This is a genomic window from Saccharothrix sp. ALI-22-I (genome assembly GCF_001984175.1).
GTDB lineage: Bacteria > Actinomycetota > Actinomycetes > Mycobacteriales > Pseudonocardiaceae > Actinosynnema.
Window position 1 is genome coordinate 128,201 of record NZ_MTQP01000049.1, and the last position, 16,342, is coordinate 144,542.

General features: G+C 70.8%; 19 protein-coding genes. 9 read left to right on the forward strand and 10 right to left on the reverse strand.

What is annotated here, in order from left to right; genetic code table 11:
* Positions 1-8: 8 nt before the first annotated feature.
* A complete protein-coding gene (locus ALI22I_RS10235; protein WP_077005213.1) occupies positions 9-422 on the reverse strand; it encodes a pyridoxamine 5'-phosphate oxidase family protein in 414 nt (137 codons plus the stop codon).
* A gap of 35 nt (positions 423-457) precedes the next feature.
* On the opposite strand from ALI22I_RS10235, the gene ALI22I_RS10240 reads away from it, so the two are divergent.
* Positions 458-808 carry a transposase gene (locus ALI22I_RS10240; RefSeq protein ID WP_238598264.1) on the forward strand — a complete coding sequence of 117 codons (351 nt, stop codon included), beginning with the start codon at positions 458-460 and terminating at the stop codon, positions 806-808.
* A gap of 124 nt (positions 809-932) precedes the next feature.
* Here ALI22I_RS10240 and ALI22I_RS10245 read toward each other — a convergent pair whose 3' ends face one another.
* The 3 genes from ALI22I_RS10245 to ALI22I_RS10255 all read right to left on the reverse strand — a co-directional run bounded on the left by ALI22I_RS10245 (position 933) and on the right by ALI22I_RS10255 (position 2,746).
* On the reverse strand, positions 933-1,649 hold the full coding sequence (locus ALI22I_RS10245) for an ArsR/SmtB family transcription factor (RefSeq protein ID WP_077005238.1): 717 nt from the start codon (positions 1,647-1,649) through the stop codon (positions 933-935).
* A 26-nt stretch (positions 1,650-1,675) separates the two neighbouring features.
* Positions 1,676-1,900 (reverse strand): hypothetical protein, encoded by a 225-nt coding sequence (locus tag ALI22I_RS10250; RefSeq protein WP_238598266.1) that lies wholly within the window; start codon positions 1,898-1,900, stop codon positions 1,676-1,678.
* A 132-nt stretch (positions 1,901-2,032) separates the two neighbouring features.
* The gene (locus ALI22I_RS10255; RefSeq protein ID WP_077005214.1) at positions 2,033-2,746 is read right to left on the reverse strand and encodes a TetR/AcrR family transcriptional regulator; all 714 of its coding nucleotides are present in this window, start codon (positions 2,744-2,746) and stop codon (positions 2,033-2,035) included.
* A gap of 104 nt (positions 2,747-2,850) precedes the next feature.
* Here ALI22I_RS10255 and ALI22I_RS10260 point away from each other — a divergent pair, with 104 nt between their 5' ends.
* The 5 genes from ALI22I_RS10260 to ALI22I_RS10280 all read left to right on the forward strand — a co-directional run bounded on the left by ALI22I_RS10260 (position 2,851) and on the right by ALI22I_RS10280 (position 8,374).
* Positions 2,851-3,462 (forward strand): (2Fe-2S)-binding protein, encoded by a 612-nt coding sequence (locus ALI22I_RS10260; protein ID WP_077005215.1) that lies wholly within the window; start codon positions 2,851-2,853, stop codon positions 3,460-3,462.
* Positions 3,459-4,442: an FAD binding domain-containing protein gene (locus tag ALI22I_RS10265; RefSeq protein WP_077005216.1), complete on the forward strand. Its 984-nt coding sequence runs from the start codon at positions 3,459-3,461 to the stop codon at positions 4,440-4,442. The genes ALI22I_RS10260 and ALI22I_RS10265 overlap by 4 nt, the downstream gene beginning before the upstream one ends.
* Complete coding sequence (locus ALI22I_RS10270; RefSeq protein ID WP_077005217.1) at positions 4,439-6,625, forward strand: xanthine dehydrogenase family protein molybdopterin-binding subunit; 2,187 nt, start codon at positions 4,439-4,441, stop codon at positions 6,623-6,625. Before ALI22I_RS10265 ends, ALI22I_RS10270 begins: the two co-directional genes overlap by 4 nt.
* A gap of 11 nt (positions 6,626-6,636) precedes the next feature.
* Positions 6,637-7,731: an XdhC family protein gene (locus ALI22I_RS10275; RefSeq protein ID WP_077005218.1), complete on the forward strand. Its 1,095-nt coding sequence runs from the start codon at positions 6,637-6,639 to the stop codon at positions 7,729-7,731.
* A gap of 88 nt (positions 7,732-7,819) precedes the next feature.
* Entirely contained in the window at positions 7,820-8,374 is a 555-nt protein-coding gene (locus ALI22I_RS10280; RefSeq protein WP_077005219.1) for a hypothetical protein, read from the forward strand.
* Between the two features lie 58 nt (positions 8,375-8,432).
* Here ALI22I_RS10280 and ALI22I_RS48995 read toward each other — a convergent pair whose 3' ends face one another.
* Together ALI22I_RS48995 and ALI22I_RS55540 are read right to left on the reverse strand one after the other, a co-directional pair.
* Complete coding sequence (locus ALI22I_RS48995) at positions 8,433-8,624, reverse strand: DDE-type integrase/transposase/recombinase (RefSeq protein ID WP_143532109.1); 192 nt, start codon at positions 8,622-8,624, stop codon at positions 8,433-8,435.
* Positions 8,564-9,043 carry an IS3 family transposase gene (locus ALI22I_RS55540; RefSeq protein WP_443216918.1) on the reverse strand — a complete coding sequence of 160 codons (480 nt, stop codon included), beginning with the start codon at positions 9,041-9,043 and terminating at the stop codon, positions 8,564-8,566. Before ALI22I_RS55540 ends, ALI22I_RS48995 begins: the two co-directional genes overlap by 61 nt.
* A gap of 53 nt (positions 9,044-9,096) precedes the next feature.
* Between ALI22I_RS55540 and ALI22I_RS10290 the strand changes: the two genes are divergently transcribed.
* The 3 genes from ALI22I_RS10290 to ALI22I_RS10300 all read left to right on the forward strand — a co-directional run bounded on the left by ALI22I_RS10290 (position 9,097) and on the right by ALI22I_RS10300 (position 11,809).
* The gene (locus ALI22I_RS10290) at positions 9,097-9,885 is read left to right on the forward strand and encodes an SDR family oxidoreductase (RefSeq protein WP_077005220.1); all 789 of its coding nucleotides are present in this window, start codon (positions 9,097-9,099) and stop codon (positions 9,883-9,885) included.
* Between the two features lie 98 nt (positions 9,886-9,983).
* Positions 9,984-10,727 carry an SDR family oxidoreductase gene (locus ALI22I_RS10295; protein WP_077005221.1) on the forward strand — a complete coding sequence of 248 codons (744 nt, stop codon included), beginning with the start codon at positions 9,984-9,986 and terminating at the stop codon, positions 10,725-10,727.
* 62 nt (positions 10,728-10,789) lie between these two features.
* Entirely contained in the window at positions 10,790-11,809 is a 1,020-nt protein-coding gene (locus ALI22I_RS10300) for an MDR family NADP-dependent oxidoreductase (RefSeq protein WP_077005222.1), read from the forward strand.
* A gap of 73 nt (positions 11,810-11,882) precedes the next feature.
* Here the strand turns inward: ALI22I_RS10300 and ALI22I_RS10305 are convergent, their stop codons facing one another.
* From ALI22I_RS10305 to ALI22I_RS10320, 4 genes are all read right to left on the reverse strand, one after another.
* Positions 11,883-12,779 carry a LysR family transcriptional regulator gene (locus ALI22I_RS10305; protein WP_077005223.1) on the reverse strand — a complete coding sequence of 299 codons (897 nt, stop codon included), beginning with the start codon at positions 12,777-12,779 and terminating at the stop codon, positions 11,883-11,885.
* A 120-nt stretch (positions 12,780-12,899) separates the two neighbouring features.
* Positions 12,900-13,091, reverse strand: coding sequence for a hypothetical protein (locus tag ALI22I_RS10310; RefSeq protein WP_443216921.1), 192 nt, complete (start codon positions 13,089-13,091; stop codon positions 12,900-12,902).
* Between the two features lie 271 nt (positions 13,092-13,362).
* Complete coding sequence (locus tag ALI22I_RS10315; protein WP_077005224.1) at positions 13,363-14,388, reverse strand: hypothetical protein; 1,026 nt, start codon at positions 14,386-14,388, stop codon at positions 13,363-13,365.
* A 65-nt stretch (positions 14,389-14,453) separates the two neighbouring features.
* Entirely contained in the window at positions 14,454-16,082 is a 1,629-nt protein-coding gene (locus ALI22I_RS10320) for a tannase/feruloyl esterase family alpha/beta hydrolase (protein WP_443216919.1), read from the reverse strand.
* Positions 16,083-16,342 lie beyond the last annotated feature (260 nt).

The window sequence follows — 16,342 nt, forward strand, 5'->3', positions numbered from 1 at the left end:
CCCACAGGTCAGGCGGAGAAGCGGTTCACCACCTCTGGGTGGACGACGATGCGCACCACGCCCCTGGTACGCCACTCATCGAGGAACTTCTGGTGGTTCGGGTCGCTCATGTCCCAGTATCGTTCGGCGAGACGAGCCGTGAGCTCGGCGCCACCCTGATCGTGGAGAGTGACCGAGCCCTCCACCGCTACCCAGTGTTCGGGCTCACCAGATGGAGCTGCGACGACGACGGAAGCACGGGGGTGCTCCCGGAGACGGTCGAGCTTCGGTGCATCCGGGACGGAGAACATCTGCACGTCGCCGTCGTCGGTTACCTCGAACCACACCGGGCGCGGCGCCGGCCAGCGTTCACCGCGTGGTGCAACGGTGAGGAAGGCGTACAGCGGCCGTGCGAGCAGGGCAAGATCCTCATCGCGGAACATGAGAGCTACCTTATGCCTCGCCGTTCCTGCAGAGGTTGAATGGTGTCGACCAGGCCGGAACTGCACCCCGGATCGACTTCACCACCCACATCAGCGCCGCCACGCGCCAACTGGTCAGCAGTCGGGACTGGCTGCACGTCATCCAACCACCGGCCTACGCCCCCGACCTCAATCCCACCGAAGGCGTCTGGTCCCACGTCAAACGCAGCCTCGGCAACCTCGCCGTCACCAACGTCGACCACCTCGCCGCCATCGTGCGCAACCGGCTCAAACGCATCCAGCACCGACCCGACCTGCTGGCCGGCTTCCTTGCCCAGACCGCCTCACCCTCGACACGGAGCCACCGTAATCCTGACAATTCAACCTCTGTAGCGTACAGAGATTGATATTGTCAGGGTTAGATCGCGGCGTGTCGGGCCGGCTCGGTCGGTGCGGATGCAGTGCGCCGGTTCGTCGGCGTGGGGTTCGGCCGGGCAGGCGTCGAGCGGCGTCCCCGGCCGCGTCTTCCGGTCAGACGGCCGTGAAGCCCGGCACCACCGCCGGCAGCCGCCGGACACCCAGCTCCGTCACCTGCAACTCCCGCCCGTCGCCTCGGCGGCGGACCAGGCCGGCGGTCAGCAGCGCTTCCAGGACCCGGTGTCCGAGCATTCCACCGAGGTGTGGGACGCGGTTCGTCCGGTCCAGGCAGGCCGTGGCAAGCCGACGGCGGCCAGGGGCGACCGCGGCCGGATCCACCCCCAGCTCGAGGAAAGCTGTCGGCTCGGGGCCCAGTTGCAGCTCGGGGCTGGAGCCGTCGGAGGGGCGGAGAGCGCGGCGGTCGACGAGGAGCGCGAATATCCTCACCCCGAGTAGGCTGGCAGTGTGGTCGTAGCAGGTGTGCGCGATGTCCACAGTGGATGCCGGGCGTTGCGCGGGGGCGATGGTGTCGTTGCCGGCGTAGTGCGCGAGCGCTGCGAGCACACCGGAGAGGTCTTCGCGCGCCACCTGGTACACCGCGTGCCGGCCCGCGTGCTCGACGGTCACCAGTCCGCCCGCGCGCAGCTTGGCCAGGTGGTTGCCCAGTCGTGGCGGCGGAACTCCCAGCGCGCCGGCGAGCTGGATCGCGGTGCGCGGGCCTTCGGTGGCGAGCACCTGCAACGTGGTCAGTCGCACCGGGTCGGCCAGCGCCTGGGCCAATGCGACGACGGCGTCCTGGACCGGGTTACCCGGGTCGACCAGTCTGGCCATCGTCTTCCTCCCACTCGCCCCCGGTGTCACCAGTCGGTGTCCGCGCAACGGAAGGGGAGTCGGTGCACCAGCGCGGCGAGCACCGCGTGATCGGCCCAGTCCAACGGTCGACGGGGAGTGGCCCGGCGCAGCACGGCGACCTCATGCCGCAGCACCACCAGTTCGAGGTCCTTGGCCGCGGAAGACCGGCCGAGCAGAACCAGCCAGCCGACGAGCCGGACGGAGATCAGGTACAGCAGTCGTAACACCACGCCTCACGATCATTCTCTTGTGATCGGTGATGCGCGATCGCCACAGGTCGGTGACCCGTTGCAGAGTTCTGGCACCCCACAGGCCTCGGCCGGTCGCTCCGCGCTGACGGCGGTTCTCCGGCCACTCGCCGTTCAGCTGGCCTGGCCTGGTGCGGGGGTGGAAGCCAGGCGGCTGAGCAGTTCGGTCAGCAGCAGCTTCTCGCCGGGTGACAGGGGCGGGTCCTGGTGGGCGCTCAGGGTTGCCAGCAGTGCTCGGGCCGTGCCGGGCAGGGCTTCCGTCCTCTGTTCGGCCGGCTGCTCCTGCTTGACGACGGCGGCGAGGACGGCATCGCGGACCCGGCGGGACAGGTCGGCGTGGGCCGGGGCGTCCGGGGCGGCGACGAGCGCCAGCGTCGTGCCGACGCACGCGGAGTGGATGGTCGGCACGGCCTCCTCCGGTGTGGTCAACAGCCGGCCCTGTTCGGCGAGGCGGACCAGCATGCCGTGCAGCACCCGCAACCCCTCCTGTGCCGAGGGGTGCTCGTGCGACCTCGTCCCGCCGTACATGAGTACGTAGAACGCCGGGTGGGTCAGGCCGAACCGGACGTGGCGGTCCCAGCCGGTCACGAGGTCGTCGAACGGGTCTTCGGACGGTCCGTCGGCGTGCTTCTCGGCCAGGTAGCGGGCGAAGCCCTCGGCCGCGACCGCTTCGAGCAGTCCGCGCTTGTCCCCGAAGTGGTGGTACAGCGTCGGGGCCGTGATCCCGGCGGCCTGGCAGACGTCGCGGATGGAGACGGACTCCACGTCGGTGCTGCGGAGCAGGTCCGCCGTCACGTCGAGGATGTGCTGCCGCGTCGATCCAACCATATAACGACGATATACGCCGAGCCTTGCCACCGTTACACGGGACGGGTATAACTTGTTACAGGACAGGCTATAGCGCTGTTATATTCCGAGTCGAGGAGGATGCGGTGCCGGATCCATCCCGTCCCGCACGGGCCTACACACGTCGAACGGTGTTGAAGTCCGCCGCCGTCACGACCGCGGGCACCGCGTTGTCACCGGCCGTCGCGCTCGCCGGGGCCACCGCCCCGAGCGTGATCGCGCCGGGGGAGAGCGCGGAGATCGCCCTGTCGGTCAACGGCCGCGAACATGTGCTGACAGTGGAGCCGAGAGTGACGCTGCTGGACGCTTTACGCGAGCGGTTGGGGCTCACCGGCACGAAGAAGGGGTGTGACCGGGGGGAGTGCGGCGCCTGCACCGTCCTGGTCGACGGCGAGCGCGTCAAGGCGTGTCTGACGCTGGCGGTGATGAGGCAGGGCAGCGACATCACCACGGTCGAGGGGTTGGCCGACGGTGACCGGCTGCACCCGGTCCAGGAGGCGTTCATCCGGCACGACGCCTTCCAGTGCGGCGCTTGCACGTCCGGGCAGGTCATGTCCGCCGTCGCGTGCATCCGGGAGGGCCACGCCGGCACGGAGGCGGAGATCCGCGAGTGGATGAGCGGCAACCTCTGCCGCTGCGCCTGCTACCAGAACATCGTGACGGCGGTCGCCGACGCGGCCCGGGAGGTGGGCAGGTGAGGGCGTTCGGCTACATCCCGGTCCGGGAACCGGCGGAGGCGGTGCGCGCGGTGCGGCGGGCGCCGGGCGCCGCGTTCATCGCCGGCGGCACGGACCTGCTCAACCTCATGCGGGACGGCGCCCAGCGGCACGAGCACCTCGTCGACATCAACCGGCTCGACCTGGCCTCGATCACCGACTCGACGCGCGGCCTGCGCATCGGCGGACTGGCCCGGATGCGGCAGGTGGCCGAGCACCGGTCGGTCCGCGAAAACTTCCCCGTGCTGGCTGAGGCGCTGGAGGCGTCCGCGTCACCCCAGGTGCGCAACATGGCGACGATCGGCGGCAACCTGCTGCAACGCACCCGGTGCGGCTACTTCCGGGACGCGGCCTCGCCGTGCAACAAGCGGACGCCGGGCAGCGGGTGCCCCGCGCTGGAGGGCTGGAACCGCGGACACGCCGTGCTCGGCGGCAGTGAGCACTGCATCGCCGTCCACCCGTCGGACCTCGCGGTGGCACTGCTCGCCCTCGACGCGGTGGTGCACCTGCTCGGCCCGGACGGCCCGCGACACGTCCCGATGGACGGGTTCCACCTCCGACCGGGGCAGGCGCCGCACGTCGACACCGTCTTGCGGCCCGCCGAGCTGATCACCGCGGTCGAGGTGCCGCGCCGCACGACCGCGGTCCGCTCGCGCTACCTGAAGCTGCGCGACCGCGCCACGTTCGAGTTCGCCGTCGTCTCGGTCGCGGCCGTGCTGGAGCTGCGCGGCGACAGGGTGCGCGACGTGCGGTTGGCGTTCGGCGGGATCGCCACCACCCCGTGGCGCTCGCCCGAGGCCGAGGCGGTCCTGCGGGGCGCGCCGCTGACGGTCGACGCGATCGAGCGGGCCGGCCGCGCACTCGTGCGCGAGGCCGTGCCGCGGCGGCACAACGGGTTCAAGGTCGCGCTGGTGCAGCGCGCGCTGGTGGAACTGCTCAGCGGGTTGGGAGGTCTGCGATGAACGGCGGTCTGGTGGGACGTCCCGTGTCGCGCGTCGACGGCCGCGCCAAGGTCACCGGCGCCGCCCGCTACCCGGCGGACGACCCGGTGCCCGGCGCGTTGCACGGGTTCCTGGTGACCAGCGCGGTGGCCCGGGGCGAAGTGGTGGGCATCGACACCTCGGAAGCACTGGCGCACCCCGGCGTGGTCGCGGTCTACACCCACCTCGACCTGCCCCGCCTGACCGTGCCCCCGTTCCCGTACTGCAAGGGGTTCATCCCGCTGCAGGGAACCGCGGTCCACCACGCGGGCCAACCGGTGGCGATCGTGCTGGCCGCGACGGTGGAGCAGGCGCAGGAAGCCGCGAACCTGGTGCGCGTCGACTACCGCGCCGAGCCGCCGACGGCGTCCATCGACGACGCGACCGAACCGCCCCACATGCCACGCCCGTTCCGCGACCGGCCCAACGAGATCACCCGCGGCGACGCGGCGGAGGCGCTGGTTGCCGCAGAGGTCCGGCTGGAGGTCCGCTACTCCAGCCCGACGCGCCACCACAACCCGATCGAGCCGCACGCCACCACGGCCCAGTGGGACGGAGACCGCCTGACGGTGCACGAGACCGCCCAGGGCGTCAACCTCACCAGGTCGGTCCTGGCCGTGGCGTTCGGCCTGCCACCGGAGCGCATCCGCGTGCTGGCGCCGTTCCTGGGCGGTGGCTTCGGCGCGAAGGGACCAGTCTGGTCGCACACCATCCTCACCGTGGCCGCCGCGCGGCTGGCGGGGCGACCGGTCCGCCTGGTGCTCAGCCGCGCCCAGATGTTCACCCTGACCGGCCACCGCGCCGAGTTCCGCCAGCACCTGCGGATCGGCGCCACGCGGCAGGGCAAGCTAACCGCCCTGGTCGAGACCACCACGGCGCAGCTGACCCGCACCGAGGAGTCGATCTTCAACGAGAGCGACTCGACCAGCACCCTGTACGACTGCCCGAACGTCCACATCAGACAGGAGGGCGTGCCGCTCGACATCGCCACGTCCAGCTACATGCGCTCACCCGAGACCACCGCCCACTTCGGCCTGGAAACCGCCCTGGACGAGCTGAGCTGGGAACTGGGCGTGGACCCGGTGGAGCTGAGACGGCGCAACCACACCGCGGTCAACCAGGAGACCGGCGCGATGATCAGGGGCAAGCACCTGTTGGACTGCTACCGGATCGCGTCCGAGGCGTTCGGCTGGTCCCGGCGCGCACCCCGACCCGGCGCCACCAAGGACGGCGACGAGTACGTCGGCTGGGGCATGGCCACCGAAGCGCACACCTTCGCCGCCGCACCGGCCAACCCGCCGGTCACCGCGTCGGTCACGGTCGGCGCCGACGGCAGGGCGGTGCTGCGCATCGCCACCCAGGACATCGGCACCGGCACCTACACCGTGATCAGCCAGGTCGCCGCCGACGCCCTGGGCATGCCCCTCGACGCCGTCACCGCCGTCATCGGCGACAGCGCGCTGCCGTTCGCGAGCGTGTCGGCGGGCTCGGCGACGATCGCCAGCGTCACCGGTCCCGTGGACAAGGCCGCCCGATCCGCGCGCGACGCGGTGGTGGCACTGGCCGTGGCCGATCAGCGGTCCCCACTGGCCGGCGTTCCCGCGGACGAGGTGGTGACCGGGCACGGCCACCTGTTCCACGTGCGCGACCGCGCGCGTCGCGACAGCTACCGCGCCGTCCTCGGCAGGCACGGCGGACCGGTGGAGGCGACGGGCAGCCTGCCCAACGCGCCGGGCCACTCCTACGGCGCGGTCTTCCTGGAAGTGCGCGTGCACGCCAGGCTGGGTTCGGTGCGCGTCACCCGCGTCGCGACCGCCCACGACATGGGCCGGGTGATGAACCGCCGCACCGCCCGCGGCCAGGTGCTCGGCGGCGTGACGTGGGGCATCGGGCACGCGCTGATGGAACACACCGTCTACGACCGGCACACCGCCCGGGTGGTCAACCCGAACCTGTCCACCTACCTCGTGCCCGTGTGCGCGGACACCCCGGCGGTGGAGAGCCACTTCGTCGACCGCCCGGACCCCGGCAGCACCGCCCTGGGGGCGCGCGGCTTCGGCGAGACCCCGATCACCGGGGTGCCCGCCGCCATCGGCAACGCCGTCTACCACGCCACCGGCCGACGCGTGCGGGACCTGCCCATCACGCGCGACAAGCTGCTGTAGAGGAGGCGGCAGTGCTCGAACTGGTCGAAGACCTGACCGCGTGGCGGCGGGAAGGACGCCGCTTCGCGGTCGCCACGGTGGTGTCGGTGAGCGGCAGCGCCCCGCGCCCGCCGGGTGCCGCGCTGGCCGTGGACGACAGGGGAGAGGTGGTGGGTACCGTCTCCGGTGGGTGCGTCGAAGGAGCGGTCTACGAGCTGTGCCGCGAGGCGCTGGCCACCGGTGAGCCCGTGGTGCACCGGTTCGGCTGGTCCGACGACTCCGCCTTCGCCGTGGGACTGACCTGCGGCGGGGCGATCGAGGTGTTCGTCCACCCGACACCACTGCTGCCCGACGCGGCCCACCACCTGCTCCTGGCCCGGATCGTCACCGGCCCACCGGGCACGCCCGGCCGGACGATGACCGTCCGGGACGGCGCCACCTCGGGAACCCTCGGCGACCCCGCACTGGACGACGAGGTCACGGCCTGCCGGACGACGCAGGTCGTCCGCACGGTCGACCGACGTACCGGGGCGCCCATCGAGGTCATGGTCGAAGTCGCCGCACCGCCGCCACGACTGCTGGTGTTCGGCGCGCTCGACTTCGCCGCCGCCCTCAGCGACGTGGGGAACCTGCTCGGCTACCGGGTCACCGTCTGCGACCCGAGACCGGTGTTCGCCACCGACCGTCGCTTCCCGTCCGCGGAGGTGGTGGTGGACTGGCCGCACCGCTACCTGGAACGCACGGAGGTCGACGAGCGCACAGCCGTGTGCGTGCTCACCCACGACCCGAAGTTCGACATCCCCGTCCTGACCACGGCACTGCGGATGCCGTTGGCCTACGTGGGCGCGATGGGATCGCGCCGCACCCACCGCGAACGCACCCGCCTGCTGGTGGAAGCCGGCGTGACCCAGGCCCAACTCGCCCGCCTGCGATCACCGCTCGGGCTCGACCTGGGCGCACGCACCCCCGAGGAGACCGCCCTGTCCATCGCCGCCGAAATCGTCGCCCACCGCCACCAGGCGACGGGCCTCCCGCTGACCGACCTCACCGGCCCCATCCACGCCTGCGTCCCGCCGGCCGCGCCGACCACCGCCCTCGTGCAGTCCTTCCCGAGCATGACATGTTGATCTTCTGCCGTTTTTCGCAGCTGCCCCGCGACGGCCGAAGTCGCCCCAACGCACCAGCCCGACACGCCTACGTCCAGCCGTAAGCCCGATGGTCCGCAAGGCCACCCGACTCGACGAGCCACTGCGGCACACCGTGTTCGTGCCCAGCGACCGGCAGATGATCGTGGTCGCGTGCGTAGTTCGTAGACTGCGCGCCGTGGATGACGTCGAGCTCGGCTCGGCGACCTGTCCGTCCGGGCACCTCGTGCTGGTGGATGGCGGGTACCTGGGGTTGTGGTCCGGGGACCGCTCCCCGGACGAGGTCGGGGGACCCGGTGGTGTCGCGGCGGTCGACTTCGAGGTCGTCGGTCCCGACGCCGACACCGCGGCGCGGTCCTTCGACCACCAGTCCGGCCGCAGGCTGTACGACATCCCCGAGCACGCGGCGGAACAGTTCACCGCGAAGTTCGACGAGCACTGCCGTGCGCACGGTTTCAGTGCTTTGCTGCACCGGTTCTCCCATCGGGTCCCGCACCGTGAGCGGGTACGGCACGCGATCGAGGCGGGCGACTCGGACTTCCTGATCGCCGGTGTGCCGGTCGTCCCGGTCGGCGGCGTGCCGACCGACCGGACGCTGCGGGTCGTGGCCACGCACGGGCAGTAGGGATGGGCCCGCATCCGGATCGAGCTCGGCGACGGGGCGGTGGCAGATCGGCGCCCGCTCACGAGGATCGCGGTCGACCACGCCCGGTTCGCCTTCGCCGACGCGGACGCGCTCGGGCCTGGGCGACCAGGTCGGTGCGCAGGTGGTCGACGGTGGCCCAGCCGATCACCCGGCGTGAGGCGATGTCGATCACGGTGGCCAGGTAGAGCCACCCCTCCCAGGTGTGGATATAGGTGATGTCACCGCCCACCGGGTGTCGACCTCCGTTGCGGCGCAGGAGAAATCGCGTCGGATCAGATCTGGTGCAGTGGTCGCCGCCGGGTCGGGGACGGTGGTGGTGCGCCACCGTTTCGGGGCACGGCAGGCGCGCCCCGCCTGCCGCAACAGTCGGGCCACGCGTTTGCAGGAATGCCGGTGGCCGCGGGTCCGGAGTTCGGCGTGCACCCTCGGTGCTCCGTAGGTGCCCCGCGATTCGTCGTGGATGGCGACGATCTGTTCGGCCAAGTCCGCGTCCTGTCGTCGACGGGCGGAGGGGCCGGGATGCCATAGGAGTTCCCTATGGCACCTGCTCACATTTCGTCTTTGCCTCTCGTTCTTTTCCGGACGTACAGTGAAACAGCTCGATGAGGTGCTCACCGCGATTTCTCCGAAGATTCGCGCTCTGCGCACGTCGATCCTTCTTCCATCGAGCGGACGAACACGCAATCGAGAGGACCGGTGGAATGACCACGATCGAAAACGGATCGGAAACGCGAGAACTCGCGGGAAAGCGGGCCCTGGTCACGGGTGGTACTCGCGGAATCGGAGCGGCCGTCGTGCGCCAGTTCCTGGACGCGGGCGCCGAGGTGCTCACGACCGCCAGGTCGGCGACGAGCACGGTGCCGGAGGGGGCCACCTTCGTGGAAGCCGACGTGCGGACACGGGATGGAGCGGAGGCGCTCGCCGCGGCCGCGCAGGAGATGCTCGGTGGGGTGGACATCCTGGTCCACAACGCGGGTGGGGCGCGACCGCACGAAGGCGTCTCGGCCATCCCCGACGAGGAGTGGCAGCACGCGCTGGACTTGAACTTCCTGTCGTCGGTGCGGTTGGACTCGCTGCTGGTACCGGGGATGCGGGAACGGAGTTCGGGCGCGATCGTGCACGTCTCCTCGTCCGCGGTCCTCACCCCGGTAGGACCGTTCCTGCATTACACCACGGCGAAAGCGGCGCTGGAGAACTACAGCCGGGGCCTAGCCATGGAGCTGGCCCCGTTCGGAGTCCGGGTCAACACCGTGGCTCCCGGCAGAGTCGCCACACCTGGCGGCGAAGCAACGCGGAAGCAGTGGGCGGAGGTATCCGCGCGCACGGGGGCGGCGCCGGCAGCGACCAATGTCGACGACACCCCGCCGCTGGGGCGCGAGGGTCAGCCCGACGACATCGCCCACGCGGTGTTGTTCTTCGTGTCTGGCCGGGCCGGCTGGCTGACCGGGAGGAATCTCATCGTGGACGGCGGCGAATTCCCCATGGGCTGACGCCGCCGGTGTTCCAGGACGCCGGCCTCGACAAAAGCATTCATGACTTGCGCCGGGACGCATCACCGAGTTTGAGAGAAAGAACGAAGGAATCCTGAATGGGTAAGTACAGCGACAAGAATATAGTGATCACGGGTGGCGGCAGCGGCATGGGGTTCGCGTTGGCGAAGCTGCTGGTGGACGGCGGAGCCCGCGTGGTGATCACCGGTCGTTCGCAGGCCACGCTCGACGCCGCGCGGGAGCGGCTCGGCAAGAACGCGGTGGCAGTCCGAGGTGATGTGGCTTCACTGTCCGACCTGGATGATCTGGCCGACCGCGTGAAGGGCGAGCTCGGCACGATCGAGGCCCTGTTCGTCAACGCCGGCATCGCACGCACCACGCTCTTCGAGTCGACGACCGAGGAGGTGTACGACGAGCTGTTCGCGATCAACGTCAAGGGCGCCTACTTCACTGTGCAGAAGCTCGCCCCGCTGCTGAGCACGGGCGCCGGCATCGTCCTGACCACCTCGGCCGCGAACGTCATCGGCATGCCGGACACCAGTATCTATGCGGCCGGCAAAGCCGCGCTGCGCTCGATGGCCCGCAGCCTCTCCCGCGAGCTGCTTCCGCGCGGAATCCGAGTCAACGCGGTCAGCCCCGGTCCCATCGACACGGGGATTCTGGAGAAGGCGATGACCGAAGAGGCCGCCGAGCAGTTCAAGGCGCAGGTGGTCGCGGACAATCCCATGCAGCGTTTCGGCACCCTCGACGAGTTCGCCAGGGCGGCCGCATTCCTCGCCTTCGATGCCACCTACACCACCGGCGCCGAGTTCGCCTTGGACGGAGGCCGTACCCAGCTCTGAGCTGGTCCTACCGTTCCGCCACGGGCTCGGGCCCGGCTACGACCGACCAAGAGGCTCTCATCATGACCGTCCAGGGATCATCCGCCGTCGTCCTGCGTGCGCATCGTACGGATCTGGCCCAGCCGCCCAGCTCGGTGCTGGAGGTGGTCACGCTCCCTCCGCAGGAGCCAGCCGCCGGCCAGGTTCGGGTGCGGAACCTGTTCCAGCAGGTGATCGCGGCCAACGGCGACCTGATGTTCGAAACCACCCAGATCCCGGTACCCGTCTTCCGGGTCGGCGAGCCGATCTACGGCAGCGCGATCGGCAGGGTCGTCGAGTCACGCGCCGACGATCTGCCGGTAGGAACCGTCGTGCTGCACATGTCGGGCTGGCGCGAGGAGAGCATCCTGGGGCCGGGCGAGGCGTTCCCCGTGCCCGACGGCGTCTTCCCCGGTCCCGAGCACCTGCTCAACCAGGGCGTGCCCGCCTACCACGGCATCGTCGACATCGCCGCCGTCGGCGACGGTGACGTCGTCCTCGTCAGCGGAGCCGCCGGCGGCGTCGGGTCGATGGCCGCGCAGATCGCGAAGGCACGTGGCGCCGCGTACGTCATCGGCATCGCCGGCGGACCCGAGAAGGCCCGCTACCTCGTCGACGAGCTCGGCCTCGATGCCGCCATCGACCACCACAACGACGACCTCGACGACCGGCTCACCCAGCTCGCCCCCGACGGCATCACCGCCTTCTTCGACACCACCGGCGGCCCTCAGTTCGAAGCAGCACTCCGGCACGCGGCGTTCGGCGCCCGCTTCGCGCTGTGCGGCACCCTCGCCGGACAGGTCACCGGCGGCGACGGCGGACATCCCCGCCTCGACATCATGACCGCGATCGCCCACGAGGTGCAGATCCGCCCCTTCACCACCAAGCACACCCCCGACCAGATCCAGGCCTGGAACACCCACTACGCCCAGTGGTACGCCGAAGGCCGGATCAGGTTCGCGCACACGCTCCTCGAAGGCAGCCTCCAGCGCGCCATCACCGCCCAGGACGAGCTCCTCGCCGGCGTACATCGCGGCAACGTCATCGTGAGGCTCGCCAGGTAGGCGAGCCTCACGATGACGCAGCGACGGTGGTTCCGTAGCGCTCTAGGTTCCGCCTCCAGCTCGGTGCGGCGGCTCAGGACACCCGTGAGAAGGAGGCGGTCTTGTGCCAGGTCTCTTGGCGCAGGAGTTCGAGCAGGGCCGTCTCCGCCGGGCCCGCACTGTGCCGGAGCACTGCGATGACGGGCTGGGATACGACCGGGAACACCGGGCGGGTGAGGTGTTCGTGATCGTGGGGCACCGCGGCGGCCGGGACGAGCGTCACCCCCAGCCCGTGGGCGGCCCAGCGCACGGCCGTCGCTGTCTGGGACACGCGGGCGGCCGTGGTCGGGGTCAGTTCGTTGTTTCGCAGCACATTCAGCAGCACGCCGTCGAGCGCGCTTTCGCGGTCAAACCGCACCCACGGCTCCCCATCCAGTTCGCGCAGCTCGACCCGGTCCGCGGCGAGCAGCCGGTGCCCGTCGCCCAGCACCACGACGAACTCCTCTTCGCCGAGGTGGTGGGCGTCGGCGGGGGACCGCTCGCACGCCGCCATGAAGGCGAGATCCAGCACGCCCCGGCGGCACAGCCGCTCCAGCTCGGCGGAGCTCGGCTCCTCGAAGACGGTGACCTCCAACCGCGGGAAGCGGCGGCGCAGCGCGCCCAGCGCTCTCGGCAGTTGCCGCGTGCCCAGTCCCATCTGCGCCGCGACCAGCAGCTCGCCCACCAGCTCGTCGGCACCGGCGCGCGCCGTCGCCCTCGCCCGCCGCGACGCGCTCACCGCGACCTCCGCCTCCCGCAGGAACGCGCGGCCGACCACGGTGGGCACCAGTCCGGTCGGCGTGCGGGCGAACAGTGTCACGCCGAGTTCCCGCTCCAGACTGCGGATCTGCTGGGACACCGACGGTTGAGCGACGTGCAGCAACTCCGCCGCCGCCGTCACCGAGCCCTGCTCGGCAACGGCAAGGGCGTACTCGTACTGACGAAGGCTCATCGGCTCCTGTCCCCTCCCTGCGGTAGACCGCGGTCCACCCCGTTGTCATCGCTGTTACAACACGGGAAGGCGGCGCGTTACTCCATGTCAGATTGCTGTTACGGGTGGGCTGGGCTGGGGTCAGCCGGGATATTGCCGTGCCGTGGCGGGTTCCGGGTGGTCCGCTGTGCGCGGTGCCGATCCGTAGAGGGCGTGGTCGACCAGGCGCGTGGCGATCGACTCGTCGAAGGGCACCTTGAGTACGAGTAGCCGGTGGTAGCAGGCGCCCCACAGCTGATCCACGATGACGTCGAGGTCGGCGTCCTCGCGCAGCTGACCTTGCCGCGCCTTGGTGCGGCGTCACGCGCCGCTGGAGTTGCTACCTGCGTTGGCCCGTGTAGGCGCACACCACTATCGGACCGGCGTTATGTCAACAGACCCCCGCATCCAGTGTGGACAGTCAGCGCGATGTCGGCAGCCCGTGCCACGAGACTGAACCGTGTCGACCGCCGACAGCGCACGCAGAACTGCACCGGCGACGTCGACCTGCGATTCCGAACGCGGCCGGCGGGGACGCTCGTGGCGTGGGCGTGGGACTCTCGGGCTAGGAGAGGGCGCGGAAGGTCATCGGGCGGGTCGAAATCGGCTTGTACTGCTCGGTCACGTTCTCGTTCGCGCCCCACCAGTGCCCGGTCGGGACGTCGTCGGTCCCGGTGCTGATGAAGATCCAGCCCCGGCCGACGCCGCTGTACTCGGTGGTGCCCACCGCGCGGGTGTCCGGGAACAGCAGGTACGGCGACGAGGGGTTGGTGCTGGCGACGCCGTGGGGGTTGCTGGTGCTGTCGATCACCGGCACGGCCCACTCGCGGGTCGAGGTGTTGTTGTCGCGGTTGTACAGCCGCGGTGTGCCGCCGACGACGAGCATGTGCCCGGTCGCGTCGCCGGTGCCGTCCCCGGCGTCGTTGTACTTGATCGCGATGACGTCGCCCTGCGTCAGGCTGGGGACCGTCGTCTTGGACGTGAAGTGTTCCGCGCCGGTCTGGAATCCGTCGTAGTACTGGGCCGAGGTGGGGCTGATGCTCCCGAACTCGTCGTCGAGGTAGCTGTCGGTGGCCCAGGAGAAGGTGTGCTTGAGGGCCTGGGTGAGCAGCGGCGCGCACTTGGACTTGTTCTCGTAGGTGGTGGGGCTGCCGGGCGTGCCCCACACGACGCTCGTGGCTACGTCCGAGTGCCCCTTCGCGCCGGGGTAGAAGTTGTAGGTGTCCTGGCCGGGCCACGGCAGGGAGTTGAGGTTGTCGGCGAGCTCGGCCAACTCGTCGTAGAGCGTGGCCGAACTCGCCTGTGCGGGGGTGACTGCCGCCAGTGCGGCGGCCAGTGCGGCGGCGCAGGCGACCAGGGCGCGACGGACGGGCATCGGGACGTCCTCTCGGCGGGTGGGATCGACTTCTCTCGAAGAGAGGATCTCGCCGACGAACCGCAGATACCCGGCCCGTGCGTGGTCGTGGTCACGGTAACGCTCCCGCCCCGGAGCACCGCCCACCCGTTGGGGGAGCTCTACATCCGCCGACTGCGTCACGATCGCCTGCTGCGGCAACAGGTTGCCGGCGGTGAACAGCATCAGCAGCACCAATCTGCACACCGTGCCGCCCGGACACCGGGCGACAACTCGTCGAACTGCCCGGGTCGGCGACGGGGTCAGGGCGCGACCGGGCCGGGCTTGCGGTGCAGGTAGGAGCCGATCCAGTCGACCGCGTCACGGGTCGGGCGGGTCGGTGGGGCGGGCCGGAAGTTCGCCGCGTCGTCGATGCTGCCGGTGCCGTCGTAGCGAGTGGTCAGCGGGTACGGGAACACCGGTCGGGTGCGCACCACCTTGCCGGCGGCGTCCCGCCCGGCGGCGATGATCCGGTCGGGGGCGGTCCCGTGCTCGACCCACGCCGGCAGCGCGTGCACCGGGTCGAACTCGGTCAGCTTGGTACCACCGACGCAGTGCTGGAGGCCGGGCACCATGAACACCCGCGCCCAGCGGCGGATGTCCCCGTCGTCGTGCCGCGCCGGCCGTTCGTAGTAGTCGAGCAGGCCGCGCGGCGGGATGCCCTGGTCGCTCCAGCCTTGCCAGAGGATCAGCTTGCCGCCCGCGCGGCGGAATTCGCCCAGGTCGAGGCTCATCGCGTTGCCGCGGGCGCCTTCCACGCCCAGCCGGGCGAACTCGCGGGTGGTGAACTCGACGTCGGCCAACGACGAGTGCGGCGTGCCCATCGGGTAGCCCACGTGCCTGAGGTAGTTGTCCGCGAGCAGCGCGGCCAGCGAGGCGTCGCCGAACTCGGGGACGGGGATGACCCAGCCGGCCCAGGCCAGTTCCGAGCCGCGTTCCTGTCCGGCCGGGTAGAGCCTGTTGCCGTGCGCGTCGGTGGGTCCGGCGTACAGCCGGCGGACCGCGTCGACCTGGGCCGGGGTGAGGCACGTCGGTCGGTCGACGCCGGGTGGGCAGCGCAGCGCGTCCGGGTCGTAGGCGCACCGGCGCGGGTCGTCGATCTGGCCGTCCACCAGGCCGTCGACGTGGTCGCAGTGCCTCATCACCGCGTCGTGCAGGGCGGGCAGCCGGTCGGCGGTGAGCACCGGGCGGCCGTCCGCACCGGTGTTGGCGCGGGCCAACCACGCCTGGTAGAGCATCAGCGGGGACATGTAGTGGACGGGCGCGCCGGCGACGATCCCGTCGAAGTCGTACGGGTAGCGCTGGGCCAGCAGCAGCGCTTCCCTGCCGCCGTTGGAGCAGCCGCCGAAGTACGAGAACGACGGCGGGTCGCCGTAGAAGTCCTCGATGATCCGCTTGGCGGCCATCGACACCACGTGCGGCGCGCGGAACAGCAGGTCGTCGCGCGCGGCCTGATCGTCGGCCGCCCAGGCGCCGTCCACGGAGGGCACCGGTCCGCGGCCGACGTGCCCGTCGTCGGTGGCGGCGACCGCGACCCCGCCGATCTCCGCGCCGCAGTCCGGGAACGCGGGCGTCGCCAGCTCGCCGCAGAGCCCGCCGCAGCCGTACTGCAGGTAGCGGCCGGTATAGGTGGTGGTCGGCAGCTTCAGCTGGAAACGCACCTGCGGCTCGACGTACCCGAGCACGGCGCAGTGCGCGGCCTCGACGCCCGCGGGCACCGGCTCCGCCCGCGTCACGTGCGCGCGGGTGCCGGGCAACGCGAAGTCGCGGACCAGGTCCGCGCACGCGGCCACGGGCCGGATCGTGCCGCCCCGAGCGGCCGACGCGACGGCGCCGGAAACGAGCAGGGAGGCCAGTAAGCCGACGACCACGAGCAAGCGGGTCACGCGCACCTCACTCTCGTTAGCCTGCAACCCGATTCGACGGTAAACCCCGCCTGGCGGTGCCCGACAGGGGTTCAGGGTCCGAACGCTCGGATCACCGCAGCCACGTCCTCGGCCATCCACCTGCCCCCGGATCGGCTCAGGTGCTTGGGCCGTGCGCCTTTCGGCTCGGGTGCCGACCGAACGACGGGTGATGTTCTGCCCAGTCGGCCGACCGAGCAGAACATCACCCGTTCGGACCCGTCTCCAGCACGCTCCGCGCCCCTCTG